We start from the raw sequence: 13,883 nt of genomic DNA, 5'->3' as shown, positions 1-13,883 counted from the left end.
CCACCGGAGGCGACCGTCGCCGGGGGTGGGACCGGACGCCGGGAGGCGGCGGGCGCGGTGAGCGCGGTGAGCGGGATGCGGCGGCCGGCCCCGATCGTGGCCGCCCGCCGCCGAGCGGACCCGGGAAAGCCAACGGGGCCGGGCGAGAGGGCCGTTGACCACCGGCAGCCCCGCTCAGGCCACCGGCAGCCGGTGGCCGCGTGCGGACGCCGTGCGGGTCACAGCGGCCGGCGCCAGTGGCGGTAGGTGTGCGGGGTCCTGGTGAAGCCGCTGTCGCCGAAGGGGTTCGCCAGCGTGCCGTCGAGGGTTCCGGCCAGGAAGTCGCCGAAGCCCGCCGCGAAGCGGACCCAGCGTTCCTCCCGGTATGCGGGCTGGCGCTTGAAGACGACGACGTCCCAGCTGTCCGGGTCGCGGGTGTCGCAGAGCCAGAAGACCACGTCGCCATTGGCGCTGCCCGCGAAGGGCAGGAGCCTGCCCTGCTCCAGGTCCTCCGGGGCGGCGCCGGTGGGTGCGGCCGGCTCCTGCCGGGGGTCGAAGTCCAGTGCGTCGAGGAGGTCGCCGTACGGGGAGCCGTCCACCGGCGGCGTGCTGACGCCGAGGTACTCGTCCAGCTCGCCGCCGCCGTAGAGCGCGACGAAGTCGCGGTAGTCGGCGGGCAGGCGCAGGCCCGTGGTGCGGGCCAGTTCGTCCCAGTCGACGCTGTCGCCCGGGGTTCCCGGCTCCCCGATCAGGGCCGAGAGGCGGGTGACGGCCGGGTGGACCATGGCGGTGTCCCCTTTCGTGGGTGGCGGGTTCCGGTCGGTCACCGTACTGCCCGGCGTCCCGCCCGGTGAAGGTCGAGCGGGCTGTCGGACCAGCGCCCGTCCCGCCGGGCCCCGACCGCCCAGGGCAGCGGAGCGGCGGACTTCCGGGCACCCGCAGAGCGCGCCATACCGCGCGTCGTGAACCGCGAAGACCTGACCGGCAGCCCTCGAACGACACGGGACCGACGGCGCCGGCCGGGCCGCCCGGCCGGGTGGACCGGATCGGCCGGGACGGCACCCGGGATCCCGGATGCCGGGGGCCGCGGCCTCCGGGAGGGGAATGTCCGTTGTCAGACCACGCAGAACTCGTTGCCCTCCGGATCGGCCATCACCACATGGTCGGGCCTGCCCCGCAGCTCCTCCTCACGGACCACCGTCGCCCCCGCGGCGGTCAGCCGCTCCACCGCCTCGACCACGCGCGGCCACCGCACCTCCCACGGCGTCCCACGGCCGCCGCCGGCCTGCACGTCCACGTGCACCCGGTTCTTCACCGCCTTCGGCTCCGGCACCTTCAGGAAGGACAGGGCGGGACCCGTCCCCTCGGGATCGCAGAGGTACGCGCCGTCGTCCCACTCCTCCCGCGGGACCCCGTGATAGGAGAGCCACTCCTCCCAGCTCCCGAACCCCGCCGGCGCGGGCCTGTGCACGTAGCCCAGCGCCAGCGCCCAGAACCCGGCCAGCCTCGCCGGGTGCGCGCAGTCGATCGTCAGGCTCCACCCGGTCGCCATGCGGCCCTCCTCGCTCGGATGCCGCGACCGTACCGCCCGCCGCCGACACCACCGCCGACACCACGGCCACCACCGCCGGCGGGCGCCCCGCACGACGCGGACCGCGACCCGCAACGACCCGCCCGGGCCCCGGAACCGACCCGCCCTCGGCAGGGGGCGGGCCCGCGCCGCGCAAAGGGGGGCACGGGCACCGCCCCGACCGCGACGGCGACGGCGGCGGCCCATGCAGCCGCCACCGCCACCGCCGTCCCCGGAGCGTTACGCGCCCGGCGGGGCGAACGGCCGGCGGTCCGGCGCGCAGACCGTCCCGGGCTCCGGCAGCCGCCCCTCCACCAGGTAGCGCTCCTGCGCCCCGGCCGCGCAGGCGCTCGGGTTGCCCAGGACGGTGTGCCCGTAACCGTCGACGCTCAGCAGACGGGCCCCGGCGAGGGTGTCGGCCATCGCGCGCGAGCCCTCGTAGGGCCAGGCCGGGTCACCGGTGTTCGCGACGACCAGCACGGGCGCGGCGGTGCGGCGGTCCCACGGCCCGTCGTAGCGGTCCCGGGCGGCCGGGGAGGGCCAGGACGCGCAGCGCTGGGTCTGCCACACCCAGTACGGGCCGACGGCGCCGGAGCGCGTCTCGGCGAGGGCGGCCAGGGCCGGGTAGTCGGCGCCGGCGGGCGGGTTGACGGTGTCCGCGCACAGGGTGCCCAGGGTCTGCGCCTGCCCCGACAGCGCGCCCGGCGCCGGTGCCGGAGCGGGGGCGGGGGCGGGCGGTGCGTCGGGGGCGGTCCACAGCTCCTGCAGCCACACGCCCAGGGCCGCCCAGCCGCTGTCGGGGACGCCCGGCAGCGGCGCGGCCGTGTACAGCATCGACGCCACGGTGGACACCGCAAAGGCGTAGGTCACCTCCCGCGCCGGCGTGCCGGGCGCGAGCGGCCCGCGCCGCAGCCGCTCCAGGAGGGCGGCGAACCTGGCGCGGGTCGCGTCCGCGTCGCCCGCCGCGAACGCGCACGCCGCGGGGCCGGCGGCGGCGCAGCGTTCGAGGAAGGCGTCCAGGGTGCGGGCGGAGGCGAGGTCGCTGCCGGTGCGCAGGAACGGGGGCAGGGCGCGCTGCTGGGGGGTGCGGCCGGTGGACCAGGCGCGCGGGTCCAGGGCGCTGTCCAGGACCATCGCGCGTACCCGGTCGGGGAAGAGGTTGGCGTAGACGGCGCCGAGCAGGGTCCCGTACGAGGTGCCCCAGTAGGTGAGGCGCCGGTCGCCGACGGCCTGGCGCAGCACGTCGAGGTCGCGGGCGGTGTCGGCGGTGGACAGGTGGGCGAGCAGGCCGGTGGTGTCGTTGTCGGCGCAGTGGCGGGCGAGGCCGGTGTAGGCGCGGGTCCAGGCGCTCTGCTGGTCGGCGGCGGTCGGGAAGCCGGCGGGCAGGCCGTCGAGGAGGGCCTGTTCGGCGGCGGGGTCGGGGAAGCAGTGGAGGGTGGTGGAGGCGCCGGTGCCGCGCGGGTCGAAGCTGACGATGTCGAAGCGCCGGCGGACCTGTTCGGGGAAGAGGCCGTAGACGGCGGGCAGGGCCGCGGTGCCGGGGATGCCCGGGCCGCCGGGGTTGAAGAACAGCGAGCCGATGCGGTGGGCCGGGTCGGTGGCGCGGTGGCGGATCAGGGCCAGGTCCAGGGGTGTTCCCCGCGGGTCGCGGTAGTCCGTCGGCACGGCGGCGGTGGCGCACTCGAAGCCCTGGGCGCAGGGCCCGTCCCAGTGCAGGCGCGGCACGGGCGCGGCGGGCGCGGCGGGGTTGTCGGCGGTCGCGGCGGGCGCGGCGGTCGCGGTGTGGGCCGGGGCCAGGGCCGCCAGCACGAGCACGGCGGTGGCGGCACGGAACGCGGTACGCGAAGCGGTACGGAAGGCGGTGCGGAAGGCGGTGGCGGGCCGGGGTCGGGGCACGGGCGGCTCCCTCGTCGTCGTGTGTTCCTGATCGGGCGTCACCGAGTCTTGCGTCGACCGCTGTCGGCACACCGGCAGGACGCTGTCCCGCCACTGACACACCACCGTCACCACCGGCACCACCCACAGCACCGACGGCACGGGCGCCGGTCGGCCGCTCGGTAGGCTGCGGCCCATGTTCGAGTACCACGGCTGGATCAAGGTTCTGGAGAGCGCCGGCGCCGACGACGAGGAGTACGACGACGACCGTCTCCACCTGATCGCCGGGGGTATCGAGGAGCGCATCCGGGAGATCGGCAGCCCGTACCTGCTCGATCTGCGGTGGATGAACGGGGAGGTGTTCGTCCACCTCGGCGGCTTCACGAACCACCGTGACGCGCGGATCCCGGCGTTCTTCCGCGAGGTCGGTGAACGGGCGCCGGGCTCCTACGGCCTGCTGCACGTACGCGACGACGAGGACCCCGGCCGTGAGAACGAGGTCCTCGTCCACAGGATGGCCCGCGGACGGGTGAGCGAGCACGCGGATCCGCTGCTGTCACCCTGCGTCCCCGTCCTGGAGGACCCGTTCCAGGGGTAGGACGCGACGCCGGCCGGACCCGCCCGCGAGGGGAACGACAACGCCGGCCGGCCACAGGCCGGCCAGGCGGGCGGGCGGCTTCCGGGACGGCCGGCGGGCGGTGGCGGGCGGGCGGCTTCCGGAGCGGCCGGCGGGCGGTAGCGGGCGGGGCGGGGCGGGGCTGCCGCGCGCCCGGCCGGGGCCTGCCGCGACACCCCCGAGCGGGAACGCGGGTGCGCCCCCTCGGCCCCCTGTCCGGCACGGGGCCGGACAGGGGGCCGAGAGGGCGCGGCACGAGGCGACCCGCAGACCGGGAACCGGTCCGGCCCGGAGCGGACCCGGGCGGACGGACCCGGCCACCCCGGACGGACGGGTCCGGCGGCCCGGCCCCGGGCGGACACACCCGGGGCGGACGGGTGCCCGGGGCGCCGGGTCAGGTGATGGAGGCCCCCGAGTCGATGCTGATGACCTGGCCGGTCATGCAGTCCTGGTCGAGGAACAGCGTGATCGAGCGGGCGACCTCGCGCGGGGTGACGAACCGCGGCACCGGGACCTTCTCCCGCATGCCCGCCACCACGTGCTCGGGCAGGGTGTCCGTCATGCCGGTGATCATGAAGCCGGGTGACAGGGCGTTGACGGTCACCCCCCGGCGGCCGCACTCCGCCGCGAGCGTGCGGGTCAGCCCGATCAGGCCGGCCTTGGACGCCGAGTAGGCGGTCTGCCCGGCGGTGGCGATCAGCGCCGACGGGGAGACGATGTTCACCACCCGCCCCCAGCGGGCGCGCAGCATCGCCGGCACGCACGCCCTGGCGGTGTGGAAGGAGCCGACGAGGTTCGTGTCGATCACCTGCCGCCACTCGGCGGGGTTCTGCATCGCCATCAGCGCGTCCTTGCGGACCGCCCCGTTGTTGACGAGCACGTCCACCGGCCCCAGCGCGGCCTTGACCTGCTCGTACATCGCGGTGACCGCGTCCCAGTCGGCGACCGAGCCGCTCACCAGCACGTGGTCGTTGACCAGCTGGGCGGCGACCTTCTCCGCCCCGGCCCGGGAGCTGTTGTAGTGCACCGCGACCCGGCAGCCCGCCGCGTCCAGCGCCAGCGCCAGCTCGCTGCCCAGCCCCCCGGAGGCGCCGGTGACCAGCGCCACCGGGGAGTCGGGCCTGGCGCCGAAGGCGTCCTTGCCGCTCACCGCGCCACCCCTCCCCACGTCAGCAGGACCGAGCCCCACGTCATGCCCGCGCCGAACCCGGCCAGCAGCACCGTGTCGCCGTCCTTGACCCGACCCGAGTCCAGGGCCTCCGCCAGCGCGATCGGGATCGACGCCGACGCGGTGTTCCCGTAGCGCTCCAGGTTCGTCACCAGCCGGTCCGCGGGGATCCCCGTGTGGGAGAGCACCGAGTTGATGATCCGGATGTTCGCCTGGTGCGGGATGACGTGGTCGACGTCCTGCGGTGTGATCTTCGCCTGCTCCAGCGTCTCGCGGATCGTGCGCACCGTGTAGCGCACGGCGTTCAGGTAGATCTCGTTGCCGTTGATCTGCGCGTAGTGCAGGCCCTCGGCGACGGTCCGCTCGGTGGTGGGCATCCGCGAGCCCCCGGCCAGCACCTTCAGGCTGTTCTTGCACGAGCCGTCCGCGCCCAGGTTCCACGCCCGGATGCGGTCCACCGCGCCCGGCCGCAGGACCACCGCTCCCGCGCCGTCGCCGACCAGGATCGACAGGTCCCGGTCCCGCGGGTTCGCGGTCAGCGTGTGGGTGTCCGAGCCGATCAGCAGGATCGGGCGCGGGTCCATGCGCAGCAGGCCCGCCGCGGTCACCAGCCCGTACACGAAGCCGGCGCACTCGGAGTTCACGTCGTGGGCGCTGCCCGCGATGCCCAGCTCGTCGTGGACGAACGCCGACGTCGCCGGCGAGGGCTGCTCCGGGGTCGCCGTCGCCACGATCAGGTGCGCGATGTCCGCGCCCGTCAGGCCCGCGCGTTCCAGGGCCCGGCGCCCGGCCTCCACGGCCATCGACGCCGTGGTCTGCCCCGGGCCCACCGCCCTGCGCTCACGGATCCCGCACCGCGAGACGATCCAGTGCTCGTCCACGCCGAAACGCTCCGCGAGCTCGGCACTGGTCACCACCCGTTCGGGCACCGACATGCCCCAGCCGGTGACGTCGAAACCGCTCACCACCCGACCCCTCTCCTCGTCCGCCCGCCCGCGCCGGGTTCTCAGTTGGCCTCGGCCGGCACGAGCGCCAGGATCCGCTCGTGGACCACCCGCAGCGTCGTCGTGTCGTCGATGTCCGCGAACAGCGACTCGTCCGCCGGGATGTGCGGGTACTGGTTCTGGAAGCCGTACAGCCACTCCATCAGGTCCAGCGAGTCGACGTCCGCGATGTGCTGCAGCGCGGCGTCCGCGTCGATCTCCTGAGCGCCGGAGACCGCCTGGAGCTGCTGGGCCAGGTCCTCGATCGTGGGAATCTGAGACATCAGTGATCGTTCCTCTCCTCGCCCACCCCCGTTTCCCGGGTGATGGGCACGTCAACGCGTCGAATGAACATGCCAGGAACAACCGCCGCCACCCCGCCCCGCACCCGTACCCCGACCACCCCGCCCACCGGCCGGCCGACAAACGCGGACGGGCGGGCAGACGGACTGGCGGACGAACGGACACGAGCGGGCCGGCAGACGGGCAGACGGAACCGGGCGCCTCGGCGACACCCCGCACAGGGCCCGGGCGAACCCGTACAGGGCCCGGGTGAACCCGTACAGGGCTCGGGCGAACCCGTACCCGCGGACCCGCACCGCACCGCTCCGGAGAACCCTCCCGGCCACCCGCACCACCGCACCGCCACCCCCGCCCCCGCCACCCCCGGCCGGCCCCCGGACACGCGCCCCCGCACCCCGCCCCCGGGAACACACCACACACGGCACCGAGGGGACGGACGAACGAGCGGACACACGGCCACAAGGAACGGACGGACGGACAACAAGCAGGCGGAACAGGCGGAACGACGAGCGGAACTGGTGGGACAGCCGGCGGGAGAACCCTCCGGAACAACACGGCACGACCCCCCGGGAACAGCGGTCGACACCACCCGGGAACCGAAGCACCCCCCGCGACAGGCCGTGGGGGCCGCGTGTCTTGCCGAAACCGCATGAAACCCGCCCCCACGCAACCGGCCCGCAACCCACCCACCCCCCGCCCCCTTGCGCACCGCTTGCGAGACACACGCTTACCTGACCCACAACACACCGCACCCGCACGCACACCACCCCGAGCCCCGCCCCCGCACCACCCCGCCGTACCGGCCCGCACGGCGACCACCGCGCAACACCGGCCCGGCACCGCACCAGGCGCCACCGACCACCCGGCCGGACACCGCACCCGCCACCCCGGACGACACCAACCACCCGGGGACACGGCCGAGTTCAGCAAGACCACCCGGGCGTCACCCAGCCGCCCGACACGGCAGACACCGAAGAACCACGAACGGCCGCACCGCCCGCCCCGGACGACACCAACCACCCGGGACAGCGGCCGAGTTCAGCCGGAACCACCGCCGCACACCGGACGGCACCCAGCCGCCCTGAACGACGGCCGGCCCAGCACCACACCACGCGGCACCGAACGGCCCGACCGTTCTCCCGGACGGCACCAACCACCCGGGGTCGCGGCCGAGTTCAGCAAGACCACCGCCGGACACCGGACGGCACCCAGCCGCCCACGGCAGGCACCAGGACAGCGGCCGGACCTGTCACCCCGGCCCGCACCGGGCCGGCCACCACGGAAACGGCCCGACCGGGCCGCCCACCCGCCCACCCCGCACCGGCCGACCCACCGCCGTCCGACAACCCCACACACCCACAACCGTCAACCGAGGGGCCCCATCCCATGACCACCGTCGAAGCCCGCACCATCAACCCCGACGTCGAGGCCATCCGCCACCACTACGAGGTCCCCAACGAGCTCTACCGGCTCATCCTCGGCCCCACCATGATGTACTCCGGCGGCTACTGGGAGGACGGCGAGGACCTCGTCGCCGTCCTCGACGAGGCCCAGGAACGCAAACTCGACGCCTTCACCGACCTCGCCCGCGCCGCCCACACCGACACCGTCCTGGACATCGGCTGCGGCTGGGGCACCATGCTCAACCGCCTCACCACCGTCCACGGCGTCAAGAAGGCCGTCGGCGTCACCCTCTCCCGCACCCAGGCCGACTTCGTCGACGCCCTGAACAACCCCGCCATCGAAGCCCGCGTCGAAAGCTGGGAAGACCACCGCCTCGCCGACGGCCAGGCCCCCTACGACGCCGCGTTCTGCATCAACGCCCTCGAACACTTCGTCCTGTCCTCCCTCACCCCCAAAGAGCGCACCCAGCGCTACCGCGTCTTCTTCAAGCAGGTCCACTCCCTGCTCAAGCCCGGCGCCCGCTTCGTCCTGCACACCATGACCGTCGAGAACCCCCCACTGCGCCGCCAGCTCCTCGACGACCTCAAATTCCTCCAGCGCGAGGAGTTCGAAGGCTGCCACATCCCCCGCCTGCCCGAACTCGCCGCCGGCCTCGACGGCCTCTTCGAGGTCACCGAGATCCGCAACGAACCCGAGTCCTTCGCCCGCGCCTGCCGCGCCTGGCTCCAACTCCTCGCCGCCCGCCGCGACGAAGCCGTCACCATGACCGACGAGACCACCGTCGCCCGCTTCGAGCGCTACCTCGACATCTTCGCCTACACCCTCGAAGACCACATCTTCAACAACTTCCGCGTCACCCTCACCCGCCGCGCCTGACCCCCGGGCCCACCCAGGACACCCGAGACAAGGACACCGACGCCATGACCACCACCCCCGCCCCCAACCGCACCACCAACACCACCACCACCGGCACCGGCACACCCACCGACGCCAGCACCGGCACAGCCCCGGCGGCGGGGGTGGCCCCCACCCCCACCACCAACACCAACGCGGGCACCAACACCGCCAGCACCGGCACCGGCACCGCGAGCACCGGCAAGGCCGGCAGCGGTACGGCCACGGCCCCCGGCAGCGGCAGCAGCACGGCCACCGGTACGGGAACCAGCACGGGCACGACCGGCAGTGCCTCCGCCTCCGGCACGGGCACGGCCGCCTCCGGCACGGCCGCCACCACGACCGCCCCCCGCACCCCGCCCCGCACCACCGGCACCGGCACCCGTACGGCCACCGCCACGGCCATCACCGTCGCCGCCGCCGGCACCACCGCCGGCACCGAACACGCCACCGCCCCCCACCCCACCGGCGACCTCGCCGTCCGCCACCTCAAAGTCGCCGTCATCGGCGCCGGCATCTCCGGCCTCGGCACCGCCATCGGCCTCCTCAAAGCCGGCATCGACGACTTCCTCGTCTTCGAACGCGCCACCGACCTCGGCGGCACCTGGCGCGACAACACCTACCCCGGCTGCGCCTGCGACGTCCAGGCCCACCTCTACTCCTACTCCTTCGCCCGCAACCCCGACTGGAAATCCACCTTCGCCACCCAGGCCGAAGTCCACGCCTACCTCAAGGACTGCGCCACCCGACACGGCGTCGACCCCCACCTGCGCTACGACCACGAACTCCTCGACGCCACCTGGAACGACACCCACCACCACTGGGACATCCGCACCAAACACGGCCGCTACACCGCCCAGGCCCTCATCACCGGCACCGGCTACCTCTCCGACCCCGCCATCCCCAACATCCCCGGCCTCGACACCTTCACCGGAACCGTCTTCCACTCCTCACGCTGGAACCACGACCACGACCTGACCGGCCGCGACGTCGCCGTCATCGGCACCGGCGCCTCCGCCATCCAGTTCGTCCCCGCCATCCAACCCGACGTCAACCGCCTCGACCTCTACCAGCGCACACCCCCCTGGGTCGCCGCCAAACCCGACAAGCCCAACACCCCCCGCCACACCTGGATGCTCCGCCACCTCCCCGGCTACCAGCGCTTCCGCCGCACCTTCAACAAACACGGCCGCGAAATCGTCGCGTTCTTCATGTCCCGCCCCTCCCGCACCACCGGCATGAAGAACATGGCCGCCGGCCACCTCAAAAAATCCGTCACCGACCCCGCCCTGCGCAAGCGCCTCACCCCCGACTACACCGTCGGCTGCAAACGCCTCCTCTTCTCCAACACCTGGTACCCCGCCATCCAACAACCCAACGTCGACATCGTCTCCGACACCATCACCCGCATCGGCCCCACCCACATCACCACCACCGACGGCACCACCCGCCACATCGACACCATCATCCTCGCCACCGGCTTCACCGCCACCGACCGCCCCGTCGCCCACCTCATCCACGGCCGAAACGGACACACCCTCGCCGACACCTGGAACCGCGACGGCATGACCGCCCACCGCGGCACCACCATCCACGGCTTCCCCAACCTCTTCATGCTCCTCGGCCCCAACACCACCCTCGGCCACTCCTCCCAAACCGTCATGATCGAAGCCCAGATCACCTACATCCTCGCCGCCCTCAAAACCCTCCACACCCACCACCTCACCACCCTCGACGTCCACCCCCACGCCCAGACCACCTACAACAACACCCTCCAAAACCGCCTCAAAAACACCGTCTGGAACACCGGCGGCTGCACCAGCTGGTACACCGACACCAAAGGCAACAACCCCTCCATCTGGCCCACCTACACCTGGCGCTTCCGCCACCAAACCCGCACCTTCGACCTCACCAACTACCAAACCACCACCCACACCAACCACACCCCCAACCCCTAACCCACCCCCACACCCACGCACGGCACCCACCGCCGCCACGGCCGCACGCACGCCAACGGCCACCCGCGCCCACACCCGCACGCACGCGCCCACGGCCTCAACAAGGACGAGGACACACCAACAAGGCCAACAGGCACCGGGACACGGACAAGGCCAACGGACAACGGGGCAAGGACACGCGGACAGGGACAACCGGCACCGGGAACAAGAACAACGGGCAAGGGACAACGAGCAAGGGGACAACGGACAGGCCGGCCCACACCACGGACCGGCCACCCACCCCACAGCAACAACACACAGCCCACGGCGCGGGCACCGGGCACCGGGCACCAGGCAGCGGCAAAAGCCAGCACGGCCAGGACCAACGAAGCCAAATGCGGTGAGACCCGAAGACCGGCAGGAACACCCAACACCGCCGGCACGGCAAGACCGAGAAGGCCGATGCGCTCGGAACGACGGGACCGGCAGGAACCACCGGCGACACCCGCAAAACCAGGACACCAGAACCAGTACCGACAGCAGGAACAGCCGGCAAGGACCAGAACGCTGGAAGCGGTCGGCACGGGCCAGCAGGAACGGCCCAGCAGGAGAGCCGGTACAGCCACTACGGCCGGACCAACAAGACCGGCCGGCGCGACCAGCTGAAGCAGAACAGCAAGAGAACCAGCCCCGCACCACCACAACCAGTACCACCAGCGAACAGGCAGCGCCGGAACGACCGGGCCAGCAGAGCCACCCGGGCAGCCGCCAGGACCGGGCCGGTGAGGCCGACAGGGCCGGCAGGGCCGGCAGCACCAGCAGGAGCCAGCACGGACGGACGTACTCGCACCACGGCACGACCGAGAAGGGCCGGTCCACCTGGGCGACGGGACCGGCAGGAACCACCGGCGATACCCGCAAAACCAGAGCACCAGGACCAGTACCGACAGCAGGAACAGTCGGCAAGGACCAGAGCGCTGGAAGCGGTCGGCACGGGCCAGCAGGAACGGCCCGCAAGGCCACGACGATCAGATCAACAGGGCACCGGCCGGCAGAACCCGAAGACCAGCACGGCCCGAACCGACGAAGCCCGTGCACTGGCAACAACGACGCCAGTAGAAGCAGTCGACAGGAACAACCGGTACGACCACTGCGGTGAAACCGGCAGAAGCGGCCAGTACGACCGGCTGGAGCAGGACAGCAAGAGCGAAACGGCAGAGCCAGCGGGGCCGGCAGCCCCAGCAGGAACCAGTACGGACGGACGCCGTCGCAGTACAGCAACACCGGAGAAACCGACAGGGGGCCGGACAGGACCGGCAGGCAGGCAAGACCGAGGTCCCATACCAGCATCAACAAGCCCGAAACGAACGGGACTTCACTTCGCCGACCGGCCCCATGGCCCGGTCGGTCACCCCTCTCCCGCACCACCCCGGACCAACAGGGCCGCCGCGACCCGCCCGCCCAAGGACACCACCCAGCGCACCCGGACACCGCCACCCGGCCGCCCGGCCAGGACGCCACCACCACCGGCCCGGACACCGCCCACAACCACCCCGGCGCTAAAGAGACTTAACACCCTCCAGGGCGCCGGCCCCGCGAACACCGCACCAACCAGGCCCGCCCACCACCCCCCACCACCAACCACCCACACCACCAAGGAGACCACCCCGCATGACCCACCCCGACCTCACCCGACGCACCCTCCTCACCGCAGCCGCCGCCACCATCATCGGCTTCAACACCACCACCCGCACCTGGGCCACCACCAACACCCCCACACCCCCCGGCCACATCGCCCCCCTACCCCCCCTCCAAGGCACCCTCACCACCAACCCCACCACCACCACCGCCCACGCCCACGACTTCGGCCGCCTCACCACCACCACCCCCTACGCCGTCCTCAACCCCGCCGGCCCCCACGACATCGCCAACATCATCAACTACGCCCGCCACAACGGCCTCAAAGTCGCCATGAACGGCCAAAGCGGCACCGGCAACGACCTCGAATCACACTCCAACTACGGCCAAGCCGGCGCCGCCGGCGGCATCAGCATCAACGCCCGCGCCCTCAACCGCATCCACACCATCACCCCCACCAACGCCACCGTCGACGCCGGCGTCACCTGGGCCCAACTCACCGACGCCGCCCTCGCCCAAAACCTCACACCCCCCTGCCTCACCGACTACCTCCACCTCTCCATCGGCGGCACCATCAGCATCGGCGGCATCGGCTCCACCGTCCACAAACACGGCCTCCAAGCCGACACCGTCGAATCCATCGAAATCGTCACCGGCACCGGCCGCATCCTCACCGCCACCCCCACCCGCAACCCCGACCTCTTCCACACCGCCCTCGCCGGCGCCGGCCAAGTCGGCATCATCACCCGCGCCACCGTCAAACTCATCCCCGCCCCCACACGCGCCCTCGTCCTCACCCTCACCTACAACGACCAACACACCTTCCTCACCGACCAACAAACCATCCTCAACGACGGCCGCTTCCCCTCCCAAGTCGGCGAAATCCTCATCCAACCCAACGGACAACCCCCCCGCTACAAAATCGAAGCCGTCGCCCACTACAACACCACACCCCCCAACCCCCAAACCCTCCTCACCGGACTCAACCCCACCACCACCGAAACCAACGACACCACCTACCGCGACTACACCTACCGCGCCGACACCTTCGCCGACACCATCAAAAACCTCGGCTACTGGAACGCCCCCAAACCCTGGCTCTCCCTCTTCCTCCCCGCCACCACCACCCCCACCTTCCTCAACCAAGCCCTCCCCCACATCACCCCCGACGACATCGGCGCCGGCCTCCTCCTCTGCTACCCCTTCCACACCAACAAACTCACCCACCCCCTCGCCATCACCCCCAACGAACCCACCACCTACCTCTTCGACTTCCTCGCCTTCCCCCACCCCAACACCAACCCCCAACCCGCCCTCACCCGCAACCGCACCCTCTACAACACCGCCACCCAACTCGGCGCCAAACGCTACCTCGTCGGCGCCATCCCCAACATGACCCAAACCGACTGGCAAAACCACTACGGCCCCCACTGGACCACCCTCACCAACGCCAAAAACACCTACGACCCCACCCACACCCTCACCCCCGGCCAAAACATCTTCCCCTAACACACAA

General features: G+C 72.3%; 10 protein-coding genes. 4 read left to right on the top strand and 6 right to left on the bottom strand.

Annotated elements, in window-relative coordinates:
- Positions 1–218: 218 nt before the first annotated feature.
- The 3 genes from ACFVU7_RS33215 to ACFVU7_RS33205 all read right to left on the bottom strand — a co-directional run bounded on the left by ACFVU7_RS33215 (position 219) and on the right by ACFVU7_RS33205 (position 3,445).
- Positions 219–764, bottom strand: a complete 546-nt coding sequence (locus tag ACFVU7_RS33215; RefSeq protein WP_388048767.1) for an SMI1/KNR4 family protein — start codon at positions 762–764, stop codon at positions 219–221.
- 329 nt (positions 765–1,093) lie between these two features.
- A complete protein-coding gene (locus tag ACFVU7_RS33210) occupies positions 1,094–1,531 on the bottom strand; it encodes a VOC family protein (RefSeq protein ID WP_387820634.1) in 438 nt (145 codons plus the stop codon).
- A gap of 258 nt (positions 1,532–1,789) precedes the next feature.
- The gene (locus tag ACFVU7_RS33205) at positions 1,790–3,445 is read right to left on the bottom strand and encodes an alpha/beta fold hydrolase (RefSeq protein WP_388048765.1); all 1,656 of its coding nucleotides are present in this window, start codon (positions 3,443–3,445) and stop codon (positions 1,790–1,792) included.
- Between the two features lie 175 nt (positions 3,446–3,620).
- On the opposite strand from ACFVU7_RS33205, the gene ACFVU7_RS33200 reads away from it, so the two are divergent.
- Positions 3,621–4,022: an Imm7 family immunity protein gene (locus tag ACFVU7_RS33200; RefSeq protein WP_388048763.1), complete on the top strand. Its 402-nt coding sequence runs from the start codon at positions 3,621–3,623 to the stop codon at positions 4,020–4,022.
- Positions 4,023–4,434: 412 nt separating this feature from the next.
- Here ACFVU7_RS33200 and ACFVU7_RS33195 read toward each other — a convergent pair whose 3' ends face one another.
- From ACFVU7_RS33195 to ACFVU7_RS33185, 3 genes are read right to left on the bottom strand one after another with little or no spacing between them, the layout of a single operon-like run.
- The gene (locus ACFVU7_RS33195; RefSeq protein ID WP_049656301.1) at positions 4,435–5,190 is read right to left on the bottom strand and encodes an SDR family NAD(P)-dependent oxidoreductase; all 756 of its coding nucleotides are present in this window, start codon (positions 5,188–5,190) and stop codon (positions 4,435–4,437) included.
- On the bottom strand, positions 5,187–6,173 hold the full coding sequence (locus ACFVU7_RS33190; protein WP_049656304.1) for a 3-oxoacyl-ACP synthase III family protein: 987 nt from the start codon (positions 6,171–6,173) through the stop codon (positions 5,187–5,189). Before ACFVU7_RS33190 ends, ACFVU7_RS33195 begins: the two co-directional genes overlap by 4 nt.
- A 41-nt stretch (positions 6,174–6,214) precedes the next feature.
- Positions 6,215–6,475 carry a hypothetical protein gene (locus tag ACFVU7_RS33185; RefSeq protein WP_049656300.1) on the bottom strand — a complete coding sequence of 87 codons (261 nt, stop codon included), beginning with the start codon at positions 6,473–6,475 and terminating at the stop codon, positions 6,215–6,217.
- A gap of 1,405 nt (positions 6,476–7,880) precedes the next feature.
- Here ACFVU7_RS33185 and ACFVU7_RS33180 point away from each other — a divergent pair.
- The 3 genes from ACFVU7_RS33180 (at position 7,881) to ACFVU7_RS33170 (ending at position 13,876) form a co-directional block, all read left to right on the top strand.
- Positions 7,881–8,774, top strand: a complete 894-nt coding sequence (locus ACFVU7_RS33180; RefSeq protein WP_074006253.1) for a class I SAM-dependent methyltransferase — start codon at positions 7,881–7,883, stop codon at positions 8,772–8,774.
- A gap of 44 nt (positions 8,775–8,818) precedes the next feature.
- Positions 8,819–10,750, top strand: coding sequence for a flavin-containing monooxygenase (locus ACFVU7_RS33175; RefSeq protein WP_388048761.1), 1,932 nt, complete (start codon positions 8,819–8,821; stop codon positions 10,748–10,750).
- Between the two features lie 1,650 nt (positions 10,751–12,400).
- Positions 12,401–13,876, top strand: a complete 1,476-nt coding sequence (locus tag ACFVU7_RS33170; RefSeq protein WP_117485437.1) for an FAD-binding protein — start codon at positions 12,401–12,403, stop codon at positions 13,874–13,876.
- The last annotated feature ends 7 nt before the right edge of the window (positions 13,877–13,883 follow it).

The sequence above is a fragment of the Kitasatospora sp. NPDC058046 genome, assembly GCF_042885595.1.
Classification (GTDB): Bacteria; Actinomycetota; Actinomycetes; order Streptomycetales; family Streptomycetaceae; genus Kitasatospora.
The sequence above is the reverse complement of the archived record's forward strand: the minus strand, read 5'-3'. Positions and strand labels throughout refer to the sequence as shown.

Excerpts from the sequence above, each read along its gene's own strand:
- ACFVU7_RS33185 (WP_049656300.1), bottom strand. The coding sequence starts at position 6,475 with ATGTCTCAGATTCCCACGATCGAGGACCTGGCCCAGCAGCTCCAGGCG.
- ACFVU7_RS33180 (WP_074006253.1), top strand. The coding sequence starts at position 7,881 with ATGACCACCGTCGAAGCCCGCACCATCAACCCCGACGTCGAGGCCATC.
- ACFVU7_RS33210 (WP_387820634.1), bottom strand. The coding sequence starts at position 1,531 with ATGGCGACCGGGTGGAGCCTGACGATCGACTGCGCGCACCCGGCGAGG.
- ACFVU7_RS33175 (WP_388048761.1), top strand. The coding sequence starts at position 8,819 with ATGACCACCACCCCCGCCCCCAACCGCACCACCAACACCACCACCACC.
- ACFVU7_RS33215 (WP_388048767.1), bottom strand. The coding sequence starts at position 764 with ATGGTCCACCCGGCCGTCACCCGCCTCTCGGCCCTGATCGGGGAGCCG.
- ACFVU7_RS33200 (WP_388048763.1), top strand. The coding sequence starts at position 3,621 with ATGTTCGAGTACCACGGCTGGATCAAGGTTCTGGAGAGCGCCGGCGCC.
- ACFVU7_RS33170 (WP_117485437.1), top strand. The coding sequence starts at position 12,401 with ATGACCCACCCCGACCTCACCCGACGCACCCTCCTCACCGCAGCCGCC.